Genomic DNA, 23,614 nt, shown 5'->3' with positions numbered 1-23,614 from the left:
AATCGCTGTTTCACGTTCGCTGTACTTACACTAGGGAGATAAAACCCATTGAGCCTTAGCATCCAGGAAGCGTGGACCGCACAGTGTCGAAACCTTCACAGCCGCCCCTTCACCAACGCATCCGCGCGGCCATGACCCTGCAGCGAACAGCGGCTTTAACGGCGTTCTTCTGTGTAATACTCGCCTTCCTCGGCGCATTCTTTTCCCCCACCGAGGACCAGCTATCTTCCGCGGTACTCGGCCTCACACTCACCGTCGTCACGACTTGTGCTTACCGCTGGCCTATCAACATGTCAGTGGCTTTCGTTGTCATCTGGGTAGCTGCAACACTACTGACCAAGACTCCATTTATTAGCTCGGTATTCTTAGCGCCGATTTTTCTTGCCGTCATTGCATATCATGGACACCACGGGCGTACTTTCCTGATCGGAATGGTCCTTTGGCTGGGTGGCCTAATTGACCCCACAGAGCCCAGCATGAATATCGACCCAGCACCAGCCTTCACTTGGGCCATGCTGATCACTATTGGCGGAGTCATCGGTGGTACGTTCGCCCATTCTGCTGATCGTTATAGGTCCGCCATGGTGGAATGGAACAATGATGTCAAGCGACGCCAATCTGACCTCGCAGAGACTCTGCACAATTCGGTAGTTTCTAACCTGACAGTAAATACTATGCAGCTAGAAGCCCTAAGCCTCGAGTACGCTAACCAGCCAGAGCTAGCCCAGAGTCTCGATAAACTTAGCGATTCCATGCGCTCTTCAATGTCTGAAGTCCGTGCACTTACCAAGGTTTTGCGCAACGACATCGATGGCATTAACGACGGTACAAGCTTTGCAACCACCACGAAGCCTTCGAACTTTGCTCAGCTTCTGTCAGAAGAGCAGGAACGCCTGTCACGTCTTAACCGAGCACCAGTCGTAGAGGTTTCCGGCGAAGAATTCGCGCCTGAATTCCCCCGAGAAATCCTGGATCCAATCGCAGCAATTACTACTGAGGCCTGCCTCAATGCTGTCAAGTATTCGCCACCTGGCGCAGAAATTCTGATTTCTGTCCGACCTCATCTGGGGTGGACACTGGTCTCAATTACCAACCCCGTAGCGAAACCGACAACCACAAATGCTGATATGTCTTCCGGCATTGGACTATCCTCAATGAATCGTATAGCCGCGACTATAGATGCTCGTGTCGACACCAACCTAGAAGATGGCAGTTGGGTTTTCACGCTGTCGCTGCCGCCAAGCACGCACAAGGCACGTTAGATCCAGCACTCTGCCTAGCAAACACCGAGTTCGTCCATTAAGCTATCGCTTGTTTCTAACTAAATTGGTTTTTATCGAAGGAGCCCGCAGATGCAGGCCACACTCGCTACTTTTCTCGCACCACTAATGCTGTCCACTTCATTCCTGGGTGGTCTCGCACCTGGAGACCTTTCCTCCACAACTGAGTACAAGTCTGCCGTGGATATTGCATTCGGATGCCCCGCACCATGGTGCCCGAAATCGAAGTAAAAACGTCCCTCTTGGTCGTCGATGACGACCCACTTGTCCTTGAGGCCCTAGGGCGCTACTTCGCCTCGGCCGAGGACATGGAGGTGCGCGCCACCGCAGAAAATGGCAAGGTCGCCCTCGCACTTTTGCAAGAGCAGGACTTCGACGTCATTGTCGCGGACATCCATATGCCCGAGATGGATGGCACGACCCTCTTGCGCGAGGTTAACAAGCTGGAAGACCCACCGGTCTTTGTCGCGATGACCGCGATGGACAATGACGAGACCCTCAAAGAGGTCATGTCTAATAAGGCTGCGGCCTATATTCTGAAAAGCTCCAAGCCGGTCTACATTTTGGATACCGTACGCGAGGCCGTGCGCGGCGGCACGGTAGTCACCCCACAGTCGCTTACCCGTTTGTTTGAGCAGCTACCTGATTGGAACGCTGAGGGAACCAGCGCCGATGCCGCAGCCGCAAACGCAAAAATCAAGGACAATCACCACATCTCCCCTGCGCTAGAGCAGGTCCTGGACTTGGTCTGCCAAGGAAAGTCCAACGAAGAGATTGCCAAGAGCACACACTATGCACCGGGCACGGTGAAGAAATATGTGTCCACCCTGCTCAGTGAATTCCACGCCAAGTCCCGCCTCGAGCTGGCGGTGAAGGCACTCAAGGCTGGCTACGGTTCTTAAACCCCGATTGCTGGACAATCCGGGGGTGGAATACCCCCGGATGAGTCAATACCCCCTCTAAACCCCACATGCTGGGGTTTATTTTTTGTTTTTCTACCCCCGTCTACCATTTACCGAAGGAGACTAGCATCACGTTTGGCGCTTCCCTATAATTACGGCAACACAAAAGTTCATAGTATTTCCCAGGCAACAATTGGAACCTGAACCTGCAGGGTTGCCGCACGTCAGAGCGCTAAGCCGCTCGCGTTTCTTCCTCTGCCCACCCATAGCCACGTCATAGAAAGCAGGTGAGAGTTGAACACCAACTTGGCGCGCGTTCGTCGCAGCAGCGATAGGCCTCCCGTCCGCATTCGGCCCGCATAGTGGCCCGCTGAACATCGCACTTCACTCCGAATCCCTGCGACCCTCACTTTGCGTCGCGCGCACCCGCGTGTTCGCTCCTCACCCGGCTGCCCTCTGCAGCACCACATAGCTCACCGCTTACGTCCCAGCCGCCCGTATCGCCCGGCAGCCCACTGTCCGGCACGAATACTGCTAGCGGCTCCGGGGATGTGACCCGTTTGAAAAAGAGGTAGAACCCATATGACTTCTCCTGCCAATACCCGCTTGCCCATCTCGGATGATGTGGAAGCAGTCCTGCCCGCAGCGATTAGCCGCGCACACGACTGGTTGAAGTCCACTGCGGACGAAGAAGATAAGGCCACCGAACAGCTCGCGGACCTGCTGCGCGATGAGGACGGCGTGAAGTTCACCATGGACTTCGTCGACCGCGTCATGCGACCAGAAGATGACAAGGTTGCCGCGCACGCGCTGAAGGATATTTCTTCCCACTATGACCCGTCGTTCCTGGGCAGCATCAATGGTGCACTCGTTGGCGCCGGCGGTTTCTTCGGCCCCATCCTGCCGAACCTGGTCATGCCGGTGGCCCGCCTGTACATGCGCAAGATGGTAGGCCACCTGGTTCTGGACGCCGAGTCTGATGCCCTCAACAAGATCCTGGACAAGGCCGCCGAATCCGGTGAGCAGCTTAACCTCAACCTGCTGGGTGAGGCCGTACTCGGTGAGGAAGAGGCGAAGTCCCGCGCGGAGCGCACCCTCAAGCTCATCAAAAACCCCCGCGTGACCTACGTATCGGTTAAGGCTTCCTCCATGGTGGCCCAGCTCAACCACTGGGATATCGATGGCTCGGTAGAGCGCCTCAAGGAGCGCTTGCGCCCGCTGTACCAGGCTGCGGCTGACCGCACCGACAAGGTCTTTATCAACATGGACATGGAGGAGTACCACGATCTCCACCTGACCATCCGCCTGTTCAAGGAGCTGCTCAGTGAGCCGGAATTCCTCACCCTGGATGCCGGCATCGTGCTGCAGGCTTACCTGCCAGATACCTTCGATGCGCTCAAGGATGTCGCCGACTTTGCCAAGGAGCGCGTGGCTAGGGGCGGCGGCAAGGTCAAGGTGCGCATTGTAAAGGGCGCGAACCTATCCATGGAAACCGTGCAGGGCGAGGTCCACGATTGGCCGCTGGCTACCTACACCAACAAGCTCGACGTGGACGCCAACTACTACCGCCTATTGGATTTCATCCTGCGCGACGAGTACGCCGATAGCGTCCGCATCGGTGTAGCAACCCACAACCTCTACACCGCGGCAATGGCCTATGAACTGGGCAAGAAGCGCGGCGTGCTGCACATGATGGACTCGGAGATGCTGCAGGGCATGTCCCCAGCCCAGCAGGCAGCGGTGCGCAAGGTCTTTGACGGCCGCCAAATCCTCTACACCCCGGTTGTCCACGCAGAAGACTTCGACGTCGCCGTGTCCTACCTGGTGCGCCGCCTAGAGGAGAACTCCGCGCCGCAAAACTTCCTCTACGCCCTCTTCGCCCCGGGCGAGGAGCCATTGGCGGACCAGGAAGAGACGTTCCGTCGGGCCGTCGCCAAGCGCTGGGACACCTTCGCTGGTGCCCGTCGCACCCAGAATCGCCTCGAGGAAGACGGCCGCCAAGCACCGCGTACCGGCCGCTTTACCAACGAGGCAGATACTGACCCGGCGCTCGCGCCGAACCGCCAGTGGGCGCTGGAAGCGCTCAAGCGCAATCCGGGCGAGCACGGCATCGCGGAGGTCACCGATCCTGCCGCGGTCGAAGGTCACATCGCTCGCGCCAAGGAGCTGGGCACCGAGTGGGGCAAGCGCCCTGCCGCCGAGCGCGCCGCCGCACTGGAGGCCGTGGCAGATCAGATTGCGTCCCAGCGCGGCAAGTTCATCTCCGTGGCTGCGTATGAGGCCAATAAGACCGTCACCCAAACCGACCCTGAGGTCTCTGAGGCGATTGACTTCTGCACCTACTACGGCCAGTCCGCGCGCCTGCTGGAAGAGTCCTACTCCGAGTTCACCCCGCACACCGTCACCGTGGTGACCCCGCCCTGGAACTTCCCCATTGCCATCCCCACTGGCGGCATTGCTGCCTCCTTGGCGGCGGGCTCGGCGGTCATCGTCAAGCCAGCACCGCAGGTGGTTCACTGCGGCAAGCTCGTGGTGGAGGCCTTCCGCACCGCCCTCGAGGCGCAGGGACTAGACCCGGACCTGGTCCAGCTCGTGCTTACTGATGAAGGCGAAGCCGGCAAGGCTCTGCTCTCCCACGATGACGTGGACAATGTCATCCTCACCGGCGCGTCCGATACCGGTGCGCTCTTCCGTTCTTGGAAGCCGAAGATGAACATTATGGCGGAGACTTCCGGCAAGAATGCGCTCATCATCACCCCAGCCGCGGACCCGGATCTGGCCATCGATGATCTCTACAACTCCGCCTTTGGCCACTCCGGCCAGAAGTGCTCGGCGGCCTCCCTGGTTATCTTCGTCGGCGCGGCCGGCAAGTCCGAGCGCCTGCGCACCCAGCTGCTGGATGCTGTCAAGACCCTTAAGCCGGGCCCGGGCTTCGATATCACCACCACCATGAACGGCCTGGCGGAAGAGCCGAGCGAGAAGCTCCTGCGCGGTTTGACCCAGCTCGAGCCGGGCGAGAAGTGGCTGCTCAAGCCGGAAAAGCTCAACCAGGAGGGCACCCTGTGGTCCCCGGGCATCCGCGATAATGTGCAGCCGGGCTCTTGGTACCACAAGAACGAGTGCTTCGGCCCCATCCTGGGCATCATGTACGCCGATACTTTGGAAGAGGCCATTGCCTGGCAGAACGACACCGGCTATGGCCTGACCGGCGGCATTCACTCGCTTGACGACGCCGAAATTGAGTACTGGATCGACAATGTTGAGGTGGGCAATGCCTACGTCAACCGCGGCATCACCGGCGCGATTGTCCAGCGCCAGTCCTTCGGCGGTTGGAAGAAGTCAGTCATGGGACCGGGCGCCAAGGCTGGCGGCCCGAACTACGTGGCGCAGATGGGCGAGTGGGCCGATGGCGAGCTCAAGCCGCGCAATGTGGACATTGCCCCAGCAAGCCTCGCCGCGCTGCACCGCCTGCGCGATAACCTCTCTGGCAAACTCACCGAGGAGGACATCACCTGGCTGTGGCGCGCCGCTGAACTGGACCAGGTGGCGTGGCAGGAAGAGTTTGGCCGCAACCACGACCGCACCGGTTTGGTTTCTGAGGCCAATATCTTCCGCTACCGACCACTTCTGACCAAGCTGCGTGTGCGCGTGGGCGAGGGCTACGAGCTGCGCGAGGTCGCTCGCCAGGTGCTAGCCGCTGCGATTACCGGTACCGCCACGGAAATCTCCGCTACCCCGGAGGTTGCCGCCCAGCTGCAGGAGCTTGGTTTCGATGTCAAGGCCATCACCGACGAGGCTTTTGCCACCGACGTGGCCAATGACGCCTCCTCCCGCGTGCGCGCCCTTGGCACCGTGCCGGATTCCATCTACGAGGCCGCGGTGCGCTCCAACTCCGTGGTGCTGGACCAGCCCGTGCTTGCCGACGGCCGCCGTGAGCTCATGCCTTACCTGCTTGAGCAGGCAGTCTCCGTGACCATGCACCGCTTCGGCATTATCCGCAACGTAGGTAACCTGCGCGACGAGTAATTCCCGGACGCGTTGAAGGAACTGCACGGAGGTAGCGCCCGGCCCCTGGGCCGCTACCTCCTTTTTCGTATATGCGCTGCGAGTTTTATGTGGCATAGTGGTAGACAATGTCTACGTCACATAATTCGTCTTCCCGCGACGAGGCCAAGCGCCCGTCTGCGCCGGAAAAAGGCAACGCAACCCAGATCCAAAAGCCAGGCGAGGAAGATTCTCATACCCTCGTCGCTTATGACGACGCGCACCTTGGTGCAGAGGCTGCCAGCGAGCACCCTGCCGAGCGCGACGATAAATCCGCCGTCCTGGCTAAGGACTTCCGCACCATGGCCAAGGTCTCGGTAGTCTTCATCCTCATCGTCGCCGGCCTGGCGCTGGCCGGCTACCTGCTCAAGTTCATTTGGGTAGGCCTGCTGCCGGTCTTGCTCGCCGTGCTCGTCTCCACAGTGCTCTATCCAGTAAGCGCATGGCTGCGGAGCAAGGGATTCCCGCGCTCGCTCGCGGCGGTGAGCACCTTGCTCGGCCTCATCATCATCTTCTGCGGCGTCTTTGCCGCCATGGCCCCCGTAGTCACTAGCCAGAGCCAAACGCTCATTGACCAAGCCGAGGATGGCATTAACCAGCTGACGGAGATGGTGGAAAAGTCCCCCATCGACATCCAAAGTGACCAGCTGCAATCCGTACTGCAAGATGCGGTTAAGTTTGCCAAGGGCCAAGCCTCTACCATCGCCACCGGCGTTATCTCTGGTTTCTCGATGGCCAGCTCCATCGTCGTGGCCGCGCTGATCATGCTCTTTGTTACCTTCTTCATCATTAAAGACGGCGACAAATTCCTGCCCTGGCTGCGCAAGTACACCGGCAACTCCACCGGCTGGCACGTTACCGAGCTCGGCGCGCGCATCTGGAAGACCTTGTCGGGCTTCATCCAAGCGCAGGCCGCCGTGGCCATGGTGGACGCTATCCTCATCGGTCTTGGCCTGTGGGTTCTGCAAGTTCCGCTTGCGCTCGTCATTGCCGTAGTGACGTTCTTCGCCAGCTTCATCCCGATCATCGGTGCGGTCACCGCCGGTGCCCTCGCCGTCATCGTTGCGCTGGTCTCCAATGGCCTGACCAACGCGCTGCTGGCGCTTGCACTTATCATCATCGTCCAGCAGGTAGAAGGCAACGTCCTCCAGCCCATGCTGCAGTCCAAGGCAATGGGCCTGCACGCCGCCGTCGTCTTACTTTCCGTAACCATCGGCTCCACGCTGGCAGGCATCGTCGGCGCCTTCCTCGCCGTCCCCGTGGCCGCAACCATCGCTGTTGTCGTGCGCTACCACGCCGAGATGGCCGCACTGCGCTCCGGGGAAGTCGACCCTTCAGATATAGACATCATCACCGGCTCCAAGGACGACCCTGAAGACTTCAGCGACGTCACTTACGAGCACTCCGAGACCCCACGCGACAAGGTAGAGCAGCTCTACCAGTACATGAGCCCGCTGAGCTAAGACTCAGCCACCACTAGCAGCGCGCCGGCCCTCCCCCGGCGCGCTTTTAGTTTCTAGTGCAGAAAGCCTAGGTCCGTAGCGGCCGAGGCGAGCTGGCGCGCACCGCGGTCCAGGACGTTGGCCCAGGTGCCTTTGGATTCCTCGTTGGCGGAATCGGACACCTGCTTAAGCAGGGTGCAGGGCACATTGAAGCGCTGGCATACCGCGGCGATGGAGTAGCCTTCCATGTCGCACAGCTGCGACTTCTTGGCCAGCTCGGTACGCAAGGCGGTATCGGAGACAAACATGTCGCCCGTGGCCAGTCCGCGCACCGGCAGGCGGCCAGAGGTCTCGAGCTCGATGACCTCTGGCAGCAGGTAGCGGTTGATATCGGTAAGCACTTCTAGCTTGAAGTCATGCTTGGTGACCTTATTGACTTCGAAGACGCCAGCCATGCCGTCGACAAGCGCGCCGGCCGTGCCAATGTTGACCACGCGATCGGGAAGGGCGCCGTTAGCGCGGGCGTCGGCAAGAGCTTCCGTCAGCGCAATGGCCGCCGGAACCGTACCGATTCCGGTAATGAGCAGGGGTTCGCCTTCCGGAATGTGGGCGGCTTCCGCATCCACGGCGGCGACGAAAAGGGTGCGTCCGTTGAGATTCTCCATGCCTGCGAGAATACCTGCCCGCCCTAGTCAAAGTTCAATGTGCGGTTCTTCTGGCGCAGGCGAATCGTAATGTTTTTCTGGCCGGCGCCAAGGGCGATGATTTTCCCACTGAGCACCCGCGCGACGGCCAGGTCTTCCTCCGTCGGCGGTTCGGCCGCGACCCGCGCCGTAGGCAGCCAAGCATCGTGCGGGTCTGGCGCGCCGAGGTGAATGAGCCGTTCGCGCTCCACGTCGATCCAATAGCCTTCCGTGGCCATGAAGCGATCGTGGCTTCCCTCGAAGGAATCGCGGCGCCACCCGCCCTCGGCCACGCGGAAGACAAAGGGGCAATAGCCAAAGCGCGAAGGCACGATATAGCGCGTCTGGGGGCTCACGCGCCAATGGCCGCGCGCGGAACTCCACACCTGACGGTAGGTATCGGCCAGGCTCATGCCCAGACGCAGGCGCTGCTGCCTGTCCTCATCCAGCCCGGCATCTTCTACCTGGGTGTTTAGCTCCCCTAGCCGCGTGGCATCGGCCACGTACATGCCCAGCCACGCTTCCTCCGGAGTGGTGTATGGCCCGGTGATATCACGGTGGAAGGAATCCGGCACAGCTCTTTCCGCGTCCTGGGGCAGGCGCTGGCGCGCGGCAAAGGCCCACAGGCGCGGATGCCCCATGCGGTACAACATCACCGTCGCCCGCGGTAGGCGGTCGTGCACCTGCTGGCGCGTCAGGTAATCACCGGCGCTTATGCGCCGCAGCAGCTGCTTAGCGACGTCCCCCTCTACCTGCTGTTCCACACCCGGCGCGACTTCCATCTCCGGCAGCTGGCTCAGCAGCATCAAATCGATGATGTCTCCCAGATCAAAGACCTTGCTCAATTCCGTCTGCGCCTCTGGGCCAAAAGCCTCAATTGCGTCATACCCCAGGGCACCGCCCAAGCGGCGGATGAGATCCGGGGACACGCTCACCCGGTTGCGGGTCGCGTGCAATTCCGCGGCGTTGAGATTACGGTCCAGGCCCACGAGGGCTCCTTCCTCCCCCTCATCGGGGATTTAATTCTTGGTCATGCTTGGGATTAAGCCGGACATTGGTCTTACCCGGTGCCCTTCATTGGGGTCTTGTCTTGGGAAGAAGGCAGCCTTTCTAGGAGATTTTGGGACTCCTCAGCTTCGTCGCTGTTGGTTCTCGGTCACGCAGCTAATGGCGTACTTAATCCCTACGAGTTACATCGAAGCAAAGTAACGCGTTGCAAATACCCCTTTCATAGTCCCATTCGAGAGAATTTTTGCAATTCTTATGCCTATAGTATGACGCGGAATGATTTTTAATCATTCCCTCTCTTTCGCATTTCTCTTTCTGGACAGCGCACAAAGGAGCCTCACCTTTGAACGACAAGAATTCTTGGGGTTCATCAGACTCAACCCCATATTCAAATTCGAACGGACCTGAATCCCCTATGCAGGACTCCGGTACCGGAACCAACGCAGGATCTTCAGGCAAAGGCACGCGCACCGCCATTATTGTCGTTGCCGCCCTCGCCATCATTGCGCTTATTGGCGGTGGTGCCTGGGCACTAACGGGAAACAAAGATTCTGATGATTCGAGCAGCGCTGAACCGAATTTTCATTCTCAAGAAAACAGCAGCGCGGAAACCACCGAAGAGGCGACTTCTGCGAAAGAGTCCACGGCTGAGAAGAAAGCTGAGACTACACAAGCTAAGGGCGCTAGCGCTGGACCTTCCACAGAGGAGAAGTGTGGAACGCTAGCCAATAACCTAATGGACGTTCCAATTGGCACGCTTCAGCTGTTTTGCGATGGCACCTGGCTTTACATGGCCCAAAAGCAATCCTCAAATTATGCACTGTTCTACTGGACCGATAATGAGTGGAAGGTGTACCGGTATGACGATACGACTGGAGACTCCGTCAATCAGTGCTACGACAAGGGCAAGTTGGACACGGCTGGCGCCCCGAAGGAGCTGACCAACCAGCTCCAACTCTGCGATGCACAGCAAACGCAAACTCCAAAGGTCCGCGACAAGCCTATTACCGCCGAGGAGGAATTTCCGCCCGAAGATTATTGGTATGGCGAATGCGATGGTAGCTACGTGCTCATCGTGGAATCGGTCATCATCCCGTCGGCAACTGATCCGATTTCTGAGCCCTACCGAGTACACAAGAAGTACCCCGGCTCCAAGATCATCAAGGGCGGCACATGTAGTTCCCTGCGCAGCCGCACTGAAGGCGGCTCTATCTATGCCATCATCTACGAAGCCGGCCACAGCGTGGACAAAGTCTGCGAGCTCAAGGCCAAGTACGGCGGCAATGCCCGTTCCCTCAATAATGACGCGGATTTCTCTGACCCCTGCTAACCCAGATTCCGCGCTCAATTCCCTGTCACTCCCCTTCTGCTGCGTTGACTCCCTAACCCCGCTACAGCGCAGCGTGTTCCCCTTTGACCTTTCATCTACCGCCTCAATGTGAAAGCAATATCTTATGCCTAAATCATCTGCCCACCTAGGACAAATAAGCCGCATAGGCATTGCAACAAGTGTCGCCCTCATTAGTTTCTCGTTGGCTTCCTGCGCTGACGAAACGTCGGATACAACCGCACAAAAGTTTTCAGTGGAGTCGGCGACGATGTCCGCTACAGAAGAAAACAGCGATGCCAAGCCGAAAGAATCGCCCACTGACTCAGCTGCGACGGAAGAAGAACCTACTCGGCCGGTGCCCCCGAACGTCGTGATGGATGACGAACAGCCGGGCTTGGAAGCTGACACCACTTCGTCGTGTGGCGCAGCTGATGCCCAAACGGCATTCTCCGAGGGAGTATCCCAAGTCGCTCCGTGGGGCACCATCGGATGGGAACTTTTCGATTCCTCCGGTTATGACCCCTGCGCATCCCTATCGTGGGAAACCCTAATGATTGAGGGAGGAACTAGTTCTTCGCCTTTCCACATCATGCTGTTTAATCACGGCGAATACTTAGGCACCGCAACGGCAAAGCCCTATGGATTCGCCCCCACTATTGAACGCGTGAGTGATTCCGAGATCGCGGTAACCTACCACTGGCCGCGCGAAGGTGAAGGCAATGCCAACCGCTCGGGTACGACCAATGCCGGTTTCCGGTGGGATGAAGGCCAGCAGAAGGTCATCATGTCCGGCGACGTACCACCTATGCAATAGTTCAATGTAAAACAAGCACGTTTCGCTAAAATGTCACCAGTTAGGCGGCGAAACGTGCTTGTTTTGTGCGCTGCGTGACGCCAAGTGGCGGTGGGGCATCAAGGGCGTGCGGAAGCCAAGAAATGGCCACGTTCTAGGCTTTCGCGGGGAGCTAGGGGCGGTTATCGTGGCCGTAACGTAGCCGAAGGAGAGATAAGAATGAGCGAGATGACGTTTCAGCAGAAGTTCGGGGCTTTCGCGCTGGTGGCGGCGCTTGTCCCGCTGATCGTGAACTTGACCGTAGTAGGGCCTACGGTATTCGGTATCTCCACGCCGCTGCTGCTCGGTATCACGGGCATCATAATGATGCGCGGTGAGAGAAGCAGCAGCGGCACAAAGGGTGACTAGCGCAGGCGGTGGCCTACGAAGCCGGCGGCAAGGGTGTTGCCGGAGGATTGATCGATGAGCAGGAAGTTGCCCACCGCGCCGCGGGCGGCATAGTCCTCGACGGGGAGCTCGGCCTGGGTCTGGATGGTGATGTGGGCGATGTCGTTCATGGCGACGGACTCGGGGTCCTCCACGTCGGAAACGCCATCAAGATCCAGGGTACGGGTGACGGCGGCGACGCGGGCCTTGACCAGGGAAGAGCCGTAGCGCAGCTTGAGCATCTGGCCGGGCTTAATGTCCTTTTCGGTCAGGCCCACAACGGTGGCGTCGAATTCGCGGGTGGCCGCGGGGCGCTGGGAGCCGGCGAGGAGATCGCCGCGGGCGAGATCGACGTCGTCGGCAAGCAGGAGCGTCACGGAGTCGCCGGTGGCGGCGGAGTCGGCTGGGCCGTCAGCAGTGTCGATCTGGGTGATGGTGCTGGTGCGGCCTTCAGGGAGGCGAACCTCGTCGCCCACGGAGATGGAGCCCGCCTTCACGCGACCGGCGTAGCCGCGGTAATCGGAAGCGTGCTCGCGGATGACGTACTGGATGGGGAAACGGAAGTCCAGCTCATCGGCGCGGCCGGTGGCCACGGGGACGGTCTCGAGAACCTCGAGGACGGTCGGGCCGGTGTACCACGGCATAGTGGTGGAGCGCTCGACCACGTTATCGCCCTTGAGCGCGGAAATCGGTACCACGGTGGTATCGGTAATCCCCAGGCGGGTGGCGATCTGGTTGAACTCGGACTCGATATCGCGGAAGACCTGCTCGTCGTAGTCCACCAGGTCGATCTTGTTCACCGCGAGGACCACGTGGCGCACGCCGAGGAGGGCGGCCACGTTGAGGTGGCGGCGGGTTTGCTCGACAACGCCATGGCGGGCGTCGATAAGAAGCACCACCACCTGGGAGGTGGACATGCCGGTGACTGTGTTGCGCGTGTACTGCACGTGGCCGGGGGTATCGGCGAGGATGAAGGTGCGCTTATCCGTGGCGAAATAGCGGTAGGCCACGTCGATGGTAATGCCCTGCTCGCGCTCGGCACGCAGGCCGTCAACAAGCAAGGAAAGGTCCATGCCGTCGAAGCCACGGTCGGTGGAGGTGCGCTCCATGGACTCGACCTGGTCCGCGAGCACGGACTTGGTGTCATAGAGCAGGCGGCCGACGAAGGTGGACTTGCCGTCATCAACGGAGCCGGCGGTGCACAGGCGCAGGGTATCGCGCTGCTTGAGGGCGCCGACATTCGGCGTGAGGGTCGTGGTCATCAGAAGTAGCCTTCCTTCTTGCGGTCCTCCATGGCGGACTCGGAAAGTTTGTCATCGGCGCGGGTGGCGCCGCGCTCGGAAAGGGTGGAAATGGAGATCTCCGCGAGCACCTCGTCCGGGGTCGACGCGGTAGACTCTACGGCGCCGGTGCAGGACATATCGCCCACGGTGCGGTAGCGCACGGTGCGGGTTTCCAGCTCCTCGCCTTCGGCCGGTCCGCCCCATTCACCAGGCGCTAGCCACATGCCATTGCGCTTAAATACCTCGCGCTCGTGGGAGTAGTAGATGGAGGGCAGCTCCAGTTTACGGGCGCCGATGTATTCCCAAATATCGGACTCGGTCCAGTTGGAGATGGGGAAGACGCGGACGTTTTCGCCGGCCATCTTGCCGCCGTTGTAGAGGTCCCACAGCTCGGGGCGCTGGCGGCGGGGATCCCACCCGCCGAAGGAATCGCGGATGGAGAAGATGCGCTCCTTAGCGCGGGCGCGCTCCTCATCGCGGCGGGCGCCACCGCATACGGCGTCATACTCGCGCTCGGCGATGGTCTCTACCAGCGGCACGGACTGCAGCGGGTTGCGGGTGCCATCGGGGCGTTCTTGCAGGTCGCCGCGGTCGATCCAGTCCTGGACGCGGGCGACGTGGAGGCGAGCGCCGGATTCTTCCACGAGGCGGTCACGGAAATCGATAACCTCAGGGAAGTTGTGGCCGGTATCGACGTGGAGCAGCTCAAACGGCACCGTGGCTGGGGCGAAGGCGCGGCGGGCTAGCTCGAAGACAACGACGGAGTCCTTGCCGCCGGAAAAGAGGATGCCTACCTTGTCAAACTGCCCGGCCACCTCGCGCAGGATGTGGATGGACTCGTTTTCTAGGTCTTTTAAGTGTGGAGAAAGTGTGCTCATTATTCGTGTAACCCGCATTCTGTCTTGCCGTCTGCAAATACGCGCCCGGATCGGGCATCGTCGCCTTCACCAACCGGGAAGGTCAGCGGGGCGCAGCCGATGGAGCGGTATCCCTGCAGGGTGAGTGGGTGGATGATGAGGTCGTTGTCCTCGATGTAGCGGTCCGTATCATCTAGATCCCAGGTGATGATGGGCGAGATCTTCAACCGGCCAGTGCGGTCGAGGCTCAGCGCCGGGGCGGTGGCGCGGTGCTCGGAATCGGCGCGGCGCAGGCCGGTGACCCAGCCGGCATAAGGGTCCATGGCCATGTTCAGCGGCTCGACCTTGCGCATGCGGTTATAGGCCGCGGTATCGCGGGCGTAGAGGCGCGGGCCGTATACCTCGTCTTGTTCCTCGGGGCTAAGCAAAGGCAGCACGCGTACGAGCGGAAGGTCCGGGTAGCGCTTTTCTACCTCGTCGGCTACCTGCAGGGTTTCCGGGAAGTGCCAGCCAGTATCGATGAAAAGCAGGTCTGCATCGAGCCCGGCGCGGTGAGCGAGCTCGGCCAAGACCGTGTTCTCCATGGACATGGTCACGGCCAGGCGGCCGGGTGCGTGCTCGGCGGCCCATTCGGTAATGGTTTCCGCTGAGGCGTCGTAAAGCTTATCCGCCCACTGGTCCACCAATTGCTGGTTGCGCGCGGCTACCTCGGCGTCCAGCGGCGCGGTATCGCGCGTGCCTTCCGGGGAGATGCTGGGGTCGCGGTAGTTCTTGCCACCGTCCAGCAGGTTCGTCGTTGGGTTCATGCCGTCACACATTAGGCAAAACCCCAAGGCGGCGCAGCGGATTCTGGGCGAAAAGCCGCTGAGCTTGGCGGGAGGTGCGAATAAAAAGTTTCCAATCCGTACCAAGCGGACTAGATTTACAGACAAGACAGTCTATTGCGGGCGTCCGCGCCCCGCACAAGGAGGCACTTTCATGCAGCGTATAGCCATCATCGGGGAGGGCCCGGCAGCCCTATCCACCGCCGAGAAGCTTATCAGCGCTGGCATGTGTGCGGACCTCATTACCCAGTGCACCGCACCATTCGGTCTACTTCGCCGCTTTGCGGGCTTGGCGGGCGTGCTGGGCGACGCCGTCACGGGCTCCCACTGCGGCCCCGGCACCACTCCCCCGCTTGCGCCTTATCGGCAACGTGCGGGTAGGGCCCGACGGCGATATCACGCATAACGAAATCCACCGGCTAGCCGTCTCTGGCAACCGCGAGCTACTCGTCTTGGAACTCAAGGCCCGCGGCGTGGCCGTCACCACGTGGGAAGGCCTATGCGCCCCACTACAGGATTTTGAAGACTGGCGCAGCGTCATCACCCGCGCACAGCTGGCTCACGTGGGGATTTAGCAGCAGTTATCAACTAGCGCCCCACCCACCACCGGTATAAACTTGCACGGCTACCCAGCCACGGCAAGGAAAGGGGCGCGAGTCCATGGATCTGGTTCGCATTCTCATTACACGGTCGGCGCCATATACGCCGTATTTCATCGCGGTGCTTGTCCTGCAGGCCTTATCTACGGCCGCCACGCTGTACCTTCCATCCCTTAATGCCAAGATCATCGATGAAGGTGTATCTCAGGGCGATGTGGACTTCATCTGGCGCACCGGCGGCATCATGCTGGCCGTCGCGTTTGCCCAAGTCATCACCGCCATCGGCGCGGTATGGTGCGGCAGCCGCACCGCCATGGGTGTCGGCCGGGATCTGCGCGGCGAGGTTTTTCGACACGTTAATTCCCTGTCCACTGAGGACATAAGCCGCTTTGGCACGCCTACGCTCATTACCCGCGGCACCAATGATGTCCAGCAGGTGCAGATGGTCTACATGATGATGCTGAATTTCATGGTGACCGCACCCATCATGTCCATCGGCGGCATCATCATGGCCGTGCGCGAAGACGCCGGAATGTCCTGGCTGGTGTGGGTGTCCGTGGCGGTGTTGCTCGGCACCATCTCCGTTATCATTTCCCGCCTCATGCCGCTCTTCCGTTCCATGCAGGACAAGCTGGATTCCATCAATGGCACCTTGCGCGAGCAGATCACCGGCATCCGCGTGGTGCGCGCCTTCGTGCGCGAGGCCTATGAGTCCGAGCGTTTCACCGAAGAAAATAAGAACATCACCCGCCTGTCCTTGAACATCGGCCGGCTTTTCGTGGTGATGTTCCCGCTCATTACGGTGATCCTCAACGTGGCCACGGGCGCGGTCCTGTGGTTCGGCGGACACCGCGTGGATGAAGGTTTAGTCAACGTCGGCTCGCTCACCGCATTCCTGCAGTACCTGCTGCAGATTCTGGCGGCGGTGATGATGGGTACCTTCATGGCGATGATGCTGCCGCGCGCCATTATCTGTGCCCGCCGCATCACCGAGGTGCTCCAGCACGAGCCCTCCATTACCCCACCCAGCTCCACCACCTCTCCGGAGGCCTGCGCGGGCACGGTGGAATTTCGCAACGTGAGCTTTTCCTATGCCGGTGCGGATGCGCCGGTGCTAGAAGACATCTCCTTTACCGCCCAGCCCGGCACCACTACCGCCATCATCGGCTCGACGGGCTCGGGCAAGACCACCTTGGTTTCCCTCATCCCACGCCTGTACGTGCCCACTGAGGGCCAGGTGCTTATCGACGCCACCCCTACCACCTCCCTGGCCCGCCAGGACATCGTCCAGCGCGTCTCCCTCGTCCCGCAGAAGGCTTACCTATTTAGCGGCACTGTGGCCTCCAACCTGCGCTTGGGCCGCCCCGAAGCCACCGATGACGAGCTCTGGGAGGCGCTGCGCGTGGCCCAGGCGGACTTCGTAGAAGACCTAGACATGCCCATCGCACAGGGCGGCACCAACGTCTCCGGTGGCCAGCGCCAGCGCCTGTCCATCGCGCGCATGCTTGTTGCCCGCCCGCTGATCTATCTCTTTGATGATTCCTTCTCCGCCCTGGACGTGGCTACCGATGCCAAGGTGCGCGCCGCAATGCGCGCCTCCTTTGCCGAGCGCGAGCAGCCGGTGACCAGCATTATCGTCGCCCAGCGCGTGGCGTCAATCCGCGATGCAGACCAGATCCTGGTGCTGGACGCCGGCCGCATTGTTGACCGCGGCACCCACAAGGAGCTCCTTGGCCGCTGCGCGGTCTACCAAGAAATCGTTCATTCCCAAGAAACCGCCGGTGTTGCAGGAGGCGAAAACTAATGGCTGAAAACACCACCTCTACCGCCGAGTCCACGGATGCCGGTTTTGATCCGATGAGCGGCTCCGCACCCCGCCAGGCCAAGAATTTCTGGCCCTCCACCAAACGCCTTTTCTCCCTGCTTGCTCCCTTCAAGCGCCACCTGTGGGCCGTCGCGGCAATGAACATCATCTGCATCTTCTTGGCCGTGGTAGCCCCGAAGATCATGGGCAAGGCCATGGACGTCATCTTTGCCGGCGTCATTTCGCGCAACCTGCCCTCTAATATTTCCGCCGAGCAAGCCATTGCGGGCATGCGCGCTGAGGGCCAGGACCGCTTTGCGGATATGGCTTCCGCGATGGACTTCGTCCCCGGTGAAGGCATCGATTTTAACCGCCTGGGCACGCTCATCATCACCGTGATCGCGATGTACATCGTCTCCTCTGGCTTCCAGTGGTGGCAGGGAGCCATCCTCAACAAGTTAAGCATGGATATCGTGTTTGACCTGCGCGAGCGCGTGGAGGCGAAGATTAATGCGCTGCCTCTCAACTACTTTGATTCCCAGCAGCGCGGCGATATCCTCTCGCGTACCACCAATGACATCGACAACGTGCAGCAGGCCCTGCAGCAGGCGCTATCGCAGCTTTTTTATGACGCGCTGCTGGTCATTGGCATCACCATCATGATGTTCAGCGTTTCGTGGCAGCTCGCTCTGGTGGCTCTACTGTCCCTGCCGCTTACCGGCTTAGTCATTGGTGTCATCGGCAGCCGCTCGCAGCGCCAGTTCAAAACGCAGTGGCGCTCCACCGGTCAGCTCAACGGCCAGGTAGAAGAATCCTTCTCCGGCCACGACCTAGCCATCGTCTTCGGCCGTACCGAGGCCATGAGGGAGGAATTCGACAAGCGCAACGAAGAGCTCTACCACTCCGCAGCTAAGGCTCAGTTCCTGTCCGGCATCATGATGCCCATCATGCAGTTCCTGTCCTACCTGTCTTATGTGGCCATTGCGGTCCTGGGCGGTCTGCGCGTGGCCAATGGACACATGACTTTGGGCGCTGCCACCGCATTTATCCAGTACTCCCGCGAGTTCAACCAGCCGCTCGGCCAGCTCGGCGGCATGATGCAGCAGGTGCAGTCCGGTGTGGCCTCGGCCGAGCGCGTCTTTGAGCTTCTCGACGCCGAAGAGCAAGCCCCCGACACCACCGACGAGGACCTTCCCGGCCGTGCCCAGGGGCTCGTGGAGTTCCAGGACGTTGACTTCTCCTACGCAGAGGAGAAGGAGCTCATCACCGGCCTCAACCTGCGCGTGGAGCCCGGCCAGACCGCGGCCATTGTCGGCCCCACCGGTGCCGGCAAAACCACCCTGGTCAACCTGCTCATGCGCTTCTATGAGCTAGATGGTGGTCAGATTCTCATTGATGGGCACGACATCGCCCGCATGCCTCGCCATACCCTGCGTTCCCAGGTGGGCATGGTGCTCCAGGACGCCGTGCTCTTTAAGGGCTCGATCATGGAAAATATCCGCTACGGCCGCTTGGATGCGACGGACGAAGAAGTCATTGCGGCGGCAAAGGCAACCTATGTGGACCGCTTCGTTCACGCGCTGCCCGATGGCTACGACACCATCATCGACCAAGACGGCGGCGCAATCTCCGCCGGCGAGCGCCAGCTCATCACCATCGCCCGCGCGTTCTTGGCCCAGCCCGCGCTGCTCATCCTCGATGAGGCCACCTCTTCGGTCGATACCCGTACCGAGGTCCTCGTCCAAGAGGCGATGAACGCATTGCGCGCGGACCGCACCTCCTTCGTCATTGCCCACCGCTTGTCCACCATTCGCGATGCTGACCTCATCCTCGTCATGGAAAACGGCACCATCGTGGAACAAGGCTCGCACGACGATCTCCTTGCGGCCCAAGGCGCATACTGGCGCCTGCATCAATCCCAGTTCGCTCAAGGGTAGGTCTTCCCCGGCGGTGAGCTACTCCAGCCCTACCGTCACGGTCGGCGCGTTAAAGTGAGCACCCTTGAGGTTTACCAGCTCAAGGGTGACATCGCGCAGCTCGAAATGCTCCATGATTACATCGGGCACTTCCGCATCGGGGACGGGATGCGGCTCTGGAACACCAAGTTTGTCCAACACGGCATTGATATCGTCGCGGCTTAAATCGATATTCGCCCGGGGTGCAGAAACCTTACCCACCGCCGGGGTGGCTGTGAGCTCGGTAGCCATAATGGTCACCGGTCCGCCGCGTACCTCGGTGGTATCCCCTCCCGTGGTCAGCATGCCAACGCCGTAGCGGCCAGGCAGCGTGATGCCAAGGTTGTCGATGTCGAGGTTCTCGCCCTTCAGCTCTAGAACCCGCACATCACCGCTGGCGGTGGGGAAAGTACCCAAAGAAACGGTGACATTTTTCGTCAGCGTCACCTTATCCGCGAAGACGGTACTGAAGTACGGAACCGCCGGGGCATCTTGCGCATTAACCCGTTCGGAACCACTCACACCACCCACCACCAGGGCACAGGTGAGTACGGCCAAGCAGCTACGCGCCGCCCGCGGCATCGCCCTCGTCATTGCTCTGCTGCTTCCTTAGGGCGGCGCTTTTGCTCCCCCGGCTGCCACGCAAAGGTAAAGGCCCCGCCAATGATGCCGAGCAGGGAGCCGATGACGAAGCCGCCCAAATTGGACGTCGGCAAGGCGATAATGGCCACGATGATGCCTAGCACACCGACATAAGTCGAGGTTGCCGGCTGGAACCACGCACCAAGGCCGAACATGGCCAACAAGACGCCGATAAGCAGCGTAGAGACGCCAGAGATGGTGGAAATCATCACCAAAAGGTCAGAGATCCGAATGGTGATATAGGCCGGCGCGGCAATGATGATGCCGGACAAAATAAGCAATAGCCCGGGAAGGAAGGGCCGACCACTGCGCCAGTGGCGGAAGCGCTGCCACAGGCTGGGCTTAGATTCCTCCTCGCCCGTTGCCTCCGCCGCCGGGAGGGTCTGTGTTTCTTCCGTGCTGGACTCAGCAGCCATTATCGGACCCCCTCCTCACCGTCACTCCCACATTCTTGGCAGAAAGGCGCTGCGCGCCCACGGAGGTGGCCTTCACATCATCCGCTTTGAGGGAAACTTGCTTGGAATAGAGACCCCAGGCGCCGGGATCGGCGGTATCGCTGAGCTGATTCGCATCGATGCCCACGTTGACATCCTGCATCACCAAGGAACCATCCACGTCGGTCGCACCGACCAGCAGGCTATCGGATTCCACACTGCCCTCGCCCTCAGCCTTCAGCGCTAGGGTGGCCTCCCCACCAACGCCGGGCACCTTGGGAACCGTCACGGAAAGGCAGAGATCAGAGACCTTCGCATGCTCCAGTTTGATACGCGCGACGGGAAGGTGCTCTTCGGCCTTTTGATCATCATCAACAAAAAGCGAAAAGCCCTCTCCATCCAAGTGCCCCATGGTGATTTTAAAGAAGCTACCGGAAAGGGCCAGGTTCGCGGTCAAGCCGCCCTGCGCCACGGCGAATCCAGTAACACCAAAGGCAGCAAGGCCTGCGGTCAAGGCCACCGCGGCCTTGGTGATATTGGTTTTGCCCATGGCGGTTTACCCTTTCTGCGGCAGTCTCGGTCTTCTTCTTGCCCGGCCACATTACGGACGCCGACACTGTATTATTCCGCCGCCGTGCACAGCACGTTTAGCAGAATATGGCGGCCGAGTTTCTCATCTTGACAGTGTACAGCCCACCCTGCCGTGATACCGCACTGAATGCAGACTCTCTGATTTCCACCCCTAGGCTTTAAGGTAGATAACAACGTGGAGCATCAGTAATAAAGGAGCACGCATGACCACCGTGTTCGGTTGGATAGCTATAGCCGCATCGATTCCGGTGTGGCTGTACTTTTTCACCCGCGTATGGGCCCTCTTTAAGTTCATCCGCTCGGGCGGACCCACCCAGCTCAAGCGCACCGATAGTCCGGGTAAGCGTTTATGGCGCGTAATTGCGGAGGTCTTTGGCCACTCCCACTTCAAGGGTAAACCGCTGGTCAATGCCGCCCACTGGCTGGTAATGGTGGGCTTCCTCTTTGGCATTTTGGTGTGGTTTGAGGCCTATATCCAAACCTTTGCGCCGGATAAGGGCTGGCCGTGGCTCAGCCACTGGCCGGTCTACCACTTCGTCGAGGAAGTCTTAGGCATCGCGACGGTCCTCGGTATTGGCTTCCTTATCGGCGTGCGCCTCAAACTCGGCGATACCGAGCGCGGCAGCCGCTTCTTCAATTCCCAGACCGCCTCAGCGCGCTGGGTAGAGTTCATTGTCTTTTCTGAAGGACTCGGCATGATCCTGGTGAAGTCCACCAAGATCGCCACCTACGGGGGCGGCTCCGCCTGGGCGGATTTCTTGAGCGTCCACCTTGCCAAGCTCTTCCCTGCATCCCCAGCATTGGTGAGCTTCTTCGCCCTGTTCAAGCTGCTATCCGGCATGCTGTTTATCGTCTTCATTTCCCGCAATTTCCAGTGGGGCGTGATGTGGCACCGCTTCACCAGCTTCTTCAATATCTTCTTCCAGCGCAACGCCACCGGTGAAAAGGCGCTGCAATCCCTGCCCACCCCGGACTTGGAGGAAGACATCACCCCGGGTAGCTGGAAGATGCTGCTGGATTCCACCTCGTGTACCGAGTGCGGCCGCTGCCAAGAGCTATGCCCGGCGTGGAATACCGAAAAGCCGCTGAGCCCCAAAAAGTTCATGATGGACCTGCGCCAGGGCGCACTGGATAACTACAATCCGCACGAGGGCCTGGATGTGCTGTCCATGGCCGGCGTTATCGATGATGACGTGCTCTGGTCTTGTACCAACTGCGGTGCCTGCGTGGATCAGTGCCCAACCGATATTGAGCACATCGACCACATTGCGGACCTGCGCCGCTTCAAGGTGCTTGCGGAATCGGACTTCCCTTCCGAGCTCACCGGCTTGTTCAAGAATATGGAAAACAAGGGCAATCCATGGGGCCGGAATAACTCTGAGCGCCGCGCCTGGATCGATGAGGCCCGCGCCGATGGCATCGACGTCCCCATCATTGGTGAAGACGAGGCCGATTTCTCCGATATGGAATACCTGCTCTGGGTGGGCTGCGCCGGTGCTTATGATGACGATGGCCGCCGCACCACCCGTGCCGTAGTAGACCTGCTGCATACCGCAGGCGTGAAGTTTGGCGTGCTCTCCACGGGTGAGACCTGTACGGGTGACCCTGCCCGCCGCGCCGGCAACGAGTTTCTTTTCCAGATGATGGCGCAGCAAAACGTAGAGACCCTCAACAACGCCTTCGACGGCGTACCGGAGGGCCAGCGCAAGATCATCACCACCTGCCCGCACTGCTTTAACACCATCCGCAATGAGTACCCGGACTTTGACGGGCACTTCGACGTCTTCCACCACACCCAGCTGCTCAACCGGCTGGTCCGCGAAGGCTTGCTCAAGCCGGTGCCACGCACGCCGGAGAACCGCAAGCCCATTACCTACCACGATCCGTGCTTCCTCGGCCGCCACAATAAGGTCTTCGATCCTCCGCGCGAGCTGCTCGAGGCCACCGGCGTGGAGCTGCGCGAGATGGACAAGAACCGCGACGAGGCCTTCTGCTGTGGCGCCGGCGGTGCCCGCATGTTCATGGAGGAAAAGCTCGGCACCCGCATCAATGACTTCCGCACCGAGCAGGCCCTAGAGACCGGCGCGGAAGAAATCGCCACCGGCTGCCCCTTCTGCAATGTCATGATGACCGGCGGCGTGAAGTCCTTGGCGCAGGATTCCACCCCCACCACCAAGGTCAATGACGTGGCGGTTATGCTGCGCAATTCCATCGCGCTCGACGAGTCCGGCACCCTGCCGGAGCCCCACCCCAAGGCGTTCCTGGCCACCCCTGTGCGCCACCAAAAGTCCGAGGGCACCACTGACGCCCCGCTTGCCGACGCCCCCACTTCCGTCGCTCCTAGCGCCCCCGCCCCGTCCGCCTCGGCACCAGCAGCTCCAAGCACACCCGCAGTATCGGCTGCACCCGCACCAAAAGCACCAGCCGCTCCAACACCACCAAGCGCTCCCGCAGCACCCGTAGCACCGGCTGCGCCCGCGCCAAGTGCACCACCTGCTCCGTCGACGCCGACTCCGCATGCAGCACCAGCCGCTCCAACACCACCAAACGCACCCGCAGCGCCCGCAGCACCGACGCCTCCAGCGGCGCCGAAACCACCACAGGCGCCAGCTGCTCCGAAGCCCCCGCAGGCTGCGCCGCCAGCACCACCGGCAGCTCCGGCACCGCCGGCGTCGGAAAGCGTGCCCAATCCACCTGAATCTGAGTAGGCGCGCAGG

Annotated in this window: 20 protein-coding genes; 12 read left to right on the top strand and 8 right to left on the bottom strand. The window is 60.5% G+C overall.

Features of this window, described 5'->3' with window-relative positions; all coding sequences use genetic code 11:
* Nucleotides 1–71 precede the first annotated feature (71 nt).
* From QP909_RS06875 to QP909_RS06860, 4 genes are all read left to right on the top strand, one after another.
* Nucleotides 72–1,262: a sensor histidine kinase gene (locus QP909_RS06875; protein ID WP_284766664.1), complete on the top strand. Its 1,191-nt coding sequence runs from the start codon at nucleotides 72–74 to the stop codon at nucleotides 1,260–1,262.
* A 215-nt stretch (nucleotides 1,263–1,477) separates the two neighbouring features.
* Nucleotides 1,478–2,182: a response regulator gene (locus tag QP909_RS06870; RefSeq protein WP_284766663.1), complete on the top strand. Its 705-nt coding sequence runs from the start codon at nucleotides 1,478–1,480 to the stop codon at nucleotides 2,180–2,182.
* 582 nt (nucleotides 2,183–2,764) lie between these two features.
* The gene (locus tag QP909_RS06865; RefSeq protein WP_284766662.1) at nucleotides 2,765–6,208 is read left to right on the top strand and encodes a bifunctional proline dehydrogenase/L-glutamate gamma-semialdehyde dehydrogenase; all 3,444 of its coding nucleotides are present in this window, start codon (nucleotides 2,765–2,767) and stop codon (nucleotides 6,206–6,208) included.
* Between the two features lie 107 nt (nucleotides 6,209–6,315).
* Nucleotides 6,316–7,689: an AI-2E family transporter gene (locus QP909_RS06860; protein WP_284766661.1), complete on the top strand. Its 1,374-nt coding sequence runs from the start codon at nucleotides 6,316–6,318 to the stop codon at nucleotides 7,687–7,689.
* Nucleotides 7,690–7,742: 53 nt separating this feature from the next.
* On the opposite strand, the gene QP909_RS06855 is transcribed toward QP909_RS06860, so the two are convergent.
* Together QP909_RS06855 and QP909_RS06850 are read right to left on the bottom strand one after the other, a co-directional pair.
* A complete protein-coding gene (locus tag QP909_RS06855; protein ID WP_284766660.1) occupies nucleotides 7,743–8,333 on the bottom strand; it encodes a nucleosidase in 591 nt (196 codons plus the stop codon).
* 23 nt (nucleotides 8,334–8,356) lie between these two features.
* The gene (locus QP909_RS06850; protein ID WP_284766659.1) at nucleotides 8,357–9,340 is read right to left on the bottom strand and encodes a hypothetical protein; all 984 of its coding nucleotides are present in this window, start codon (nucleotides 9,338–9,340) and stop codon (nucleotides 8,357–8,359) included.
* Between the two features lie 434 nt (nucleotides 9,341–9,774).
* On the opposite strand from QP909_RS06850, the gene QP909_RS06845 reads away from it, so the two are divergent.
* The 3 genes from QP909_RS06845 (at nucleotide 9,775) to QP909_RS06835 (ending at nucleotide 11,890) form a co-directional block, all read left to right on the top strand.
* A complete protein-coding gene (locus QP909_RS06845; protein ID WP_284766658.1) occupies nucleotides 9,775–10,689 on the top strand; it encodes a hypothetical protein in 915 nt (304 codons plus the stop codon).
* Nucleotides 10,690–10,957: 268 nt separating this feature from the next.
* A complete protein-coding gene (locus QP909_RS06840; RefSeq protein WP_284766657.1) occupies nucleotides 10,958–11,503 on the top strand; it encodes an LppP/LprE family lipoprotein in 546 nt (181 codons plus the stop codon).
* Nucleotides 11,504–11,701: 198 nt separating this feature from the next.
* A complete protein-coding gene (locus QP909_RS06835; RefSeq protein ID WP_284766656.1) occupies nucleotides 11,702–11,890 on the top strand; it encodes a hypothetical protein in 189 nt (62 codons plus the stop codon).
* Here the strand turns inward: QP909_RS06835 and QP909_RS06830 are convergent.
* The 3 genes from QP909_RS06830 to QP909_RS06820 are packed head-to-tail and all read right to left on the bottom strand — an operon-like array spanning nucleotide 11,887 to nucleotide 14,854.
* Nucleotides 11,887–13,170 carry a sulfate adenylyltransferase subunit 1 gene (locus QP909_RS06830; protein WP_284766655.1) on the bottom strand — a complete coding sequence of 428 codons (1,284 nt, stop codon included), beginning with the start codon at nucleotides 13,168–13,170 and terminating at the stop codon, nucleotides 11,887–11,889. The two genes, QP909_RS06835 and QP909_RS06830, sit on opposite strands and share 4 nt — an antisense overlap.
* Nucleotides 13,170–14,069: a sulfate adenylyltransferase subunit CysD gene (cysD, locus tag QP909_RS06825; protein ID WP_005329380.1), complete on the bottom strand. Its 900-nt coding sequence runs from the start codon at nucleotides 14,067–14,069 to the stop codon at nucleotides 13,170–13,172. The genes QP909_RS06830 and cysD overlap by 1 nt, the downstream gene beginning before the upstream one ends.
* On the bottom strand, nucleotides 14,069–14,854 hold the full coding sequence (locus QP909_RS06820; RefSeq protein ID WP_284766653.1) for a phosphoadenylyl-sulfate reductase: 786 nt from the start codon (nucleotides 14,852–14,854) through the stop codon (nucleotides 14,069–14,071). Before QP909_RS06820 ends, cysD begins: the two co-directional genes overlap by 1 nt.
* Before the next feature lie 172 nt (nucleotides 14,855–15,026).
* Between QP909_RS06820 and QP909_RS06815 the strand changes: the two genes are divergently transcribed.
* The 4 genes from QP909_RS06815 (at nucleotide 15,027) to QP909_RS06800 (ending at nucleotide 19,212) form a co-directional block, all read left to right on the top strand.
* The gene (locus QP909_RS06815) at nucleotides 15,027–15,278 is read left to right on the top strand and encodes a hypothetical protein (RefSeq protein ID WP_284766652.1); all 252 of its coding nucleotides are present in this window, start codon (nucleotides 15,027–15,029) and stop codon (nucleotides 15,276–15,278) included.
* Nucleotides 15,244–15,447, top strand: coding sequence for a hypothetical protein (locus QP909_RS06810; protein WP_284766651.1), 204 nt, complete (start codon nucleotides 15,244–15,246; stop codon nucleotides 15,445–15,447). The genes QP909_RS06815 and QP909_RS06810 overlap by 35 nt, the downstream gene beginning before the upstream one ends.
* An 85-nt stretch (nucleotides 15,448–15,532) precedes the next feature.
* On the top strand, nucleotides 15,533–17,275 hold the full coding sequence (locus QP909_RS06805) for an ABC transporter ATP-binding protein (protein WP_284766650.1): 1,743 nt from the start codon (nucleotides 15,533–15,535) through the stop codon (nucleotides 17,273–17,275).
* Complete coding sequence (locus tag QP909_RS06800) at nucleotides 17,275–19,212, top strand: ABC transporter ATP-binding protein (protein WP_284766649.1); 1,938 nt, start codon at nucleotides 17,275–17,277, stop codon at nucleotides 19,210–19,212. Before QP909_RS06805 ends, QP909_RS06800 begins: the two co-directional genes overlap by 1 nt.
* Nucleotides 19,213–19,230: 18 nt before the next feature.
* Here the strand turns inward: QP909_RS06800 and QP909_RS06795 are convergent, their stop codons facing one another.
* The 3 genes from QP909_RS06795 to QP909_RS06785 are packed head-to-tail and all read right to left on the bottom strand — an operon-like array spanning nucleotide 19,231 to nucleotide 20,856.
* Nucleotides 19,231–19,824 (bottom strand): hypothetical protein, encoded by a 594-nt coding sequence (locus tag QP909_RS06795; RefSeq protein WP_239278564.1) that lies wholly within the window; start codon nucleotides 19,822–19,824, stop codon nucleotides 19,231–19,233.
* On the bottom strand, nucleotides 19,821–20,288 hold the full coding sequence (locus QP909_RS06790; protein ID WP_239278565.1) for a DUF6114 domain-containing protein: 468 nt from the start codon (nucleotides 20,286–20,288) through the stop codon (nucleotides 19,821–19,823). Before QP909_RS06790 ends, QP909_RS06795 begins: the two co-directional genes overlap by 4 nt.
* Nucleotides 20,278–20,856 (bottom strand): DUF6230 family protein, encoded by a 579-nt coding sequence (locus QP909_RS06785; protein ID WP_005325466.1) that lies wholly within the window; start codon nucleotides 20,854–20,856, stop codon nucleotides 20,278–20,280. Before QP909_RS06785 ends, QP909_RS06790 begins: the two co-directional genes overlap by 11 nt.
* Nucleotides 20,857–21,100: 244 nt before the next feature.
* On the opposite strand from QP909_RS06785, the gene QP909_RS06780 reads away from it, so the two are divergent.
* On the top strand, nucleotides 21,101–23,605 hold the full coding sequence (locus QP909_RS06780; protein ID WP_284766648.1) for a (Fe-S)-binding protein: 2,505 nt from the start codon (nucleotides 21,101–21,103) through the stop codon (nucleotides 23,603–23,605).
* Nucleotides 23,606–23,614: the final 9 nt, after the last annotated feature.

This window comes from Corynebacterium sp. MSK195 (genome assembly GCF_030228885.1).
Classification (GTDB): Bacteria; Actinomycetota; Actinomycetes; order Mycobacteriales; family Mycobacteriaceae; genus Corynebacterium.
The sequence above is the reverse complement of the archived record's forward strand: the minus strand, read 5'-3'. Positions and strand labels throughout refer to the sequence as shown.

Coding starts and splice junctions, on each gene's coding strand:
- QP909_RS06785 (WP_005325466.1), bottom strand. CDS start 20,856: ATGGGCAAAACCAATATCACCAAGGCCGCGGTGGCCTTGACCGCAGGC.
- QP909_RS06835 (WP_284766656.1), top strand. CDS start 11,702: ATGAGCGAGATGACGTTTCAGCAGAAGTTCGGGGCTTTCGCGCTGGTG.
- QP909_RS06795 (WP_239278564.1), bottom strand. CDS start 19,824: ATGACGAGGGCGATGCCGCGGGCGGCGCGTAGCTGCTTGGCCGTACTC.
- QP909_RS06815 (WP_284766652.1), top strand. CDS start 15,027: ATGCAGCGTATAGCCATCATCGGGGAGGGCCCGGCAGCCCTATCCACC.
- QP909_RS06780 (WP_284766648.1), top strand. CDS start 21,101: ATGACCACCGTGTTCGGTTGGATAGCTATAGCCGCATCGATTCCGGTG.
- QP909_RS06800 (WP_284766649.1), top strand. CDS start 17,275: ATGGCTGAAAACACCACCTCTACCGCCGAGTCCACGGATGCCGGTTTT.
- QP909_RS06840 (WP_284766657.1), top strand. CDS start 10,958: ATGTCCGCTACAGAAGAAAACAGCGATGCCAAGCCGAAAGAATCGCCC.
- QP909_RS06870 (WP_284766663.1), top strand. CDS start 1,478: ATGCCCCGCACCATGGTGCCCGAAATCGAAGTAAAAACGTCCCTCTTG.
- QP909_RS06845 (WP_284766658.1), top strand. CDS start 9,775: ATGCAGGACTCCGGTACCGGAACCAACGCAGGATCTTCAGGCAAAGGC.
- QP909_RS06860 (WP_284766661.1), top strand. CDS start 6,316: ATGTCTACGTCACATAATTCGTCTTCCCGCGACGAGGCCAAGCGCCCG.
- QP909_RS06805 (WP_284766650.1), top strand. CDS start 15,533: ATGGATCTGGTTCGCATTCTCATTACACGGTCGGCGCCATATACGCCG.
- QP909_RS06790 (WP_239278565.1), bottom strand. CDS start 20,288: ATGGCTGCTGAGTCCAGCACGGAAGAAACACAGACCCTCCCGGCGGCG.
- cysD (WP_005329380.1), bottom strand. CDS start 14,069: ATGAGCACACTTTCTCCACACTTAAAAGACCTAGAAAACGAGTCCATC.
- QP909_RS06830 (WP_284766655.1), bottom strand. CDS start 13,170: ATGACCACGACCCTCACGCCGAATGTCGGCGCCCTCAAGCAGCGCGAT.
- QP909_RS06820 (WP_284766653.1), bottom strand. CDS start 14,854: ATGAACCCAACGACGAACCTGCTGGACGGTGGCAAGAACTACCGCGAC.
- QP909_RS06865 (WP_284766662.1), top strand. CDS start 2,765: ATGACTTCTCCTGCCAATACCCGCTTGCCCATCTCGGATGATGTGGAA.
- QP909_RS06855 (WP_284766660.1), bottom strand. CDS start 8,333: ATGGAGAATCTCAACGGACGCACCCTTTTCGTCGCCGCCGTGGATGCG.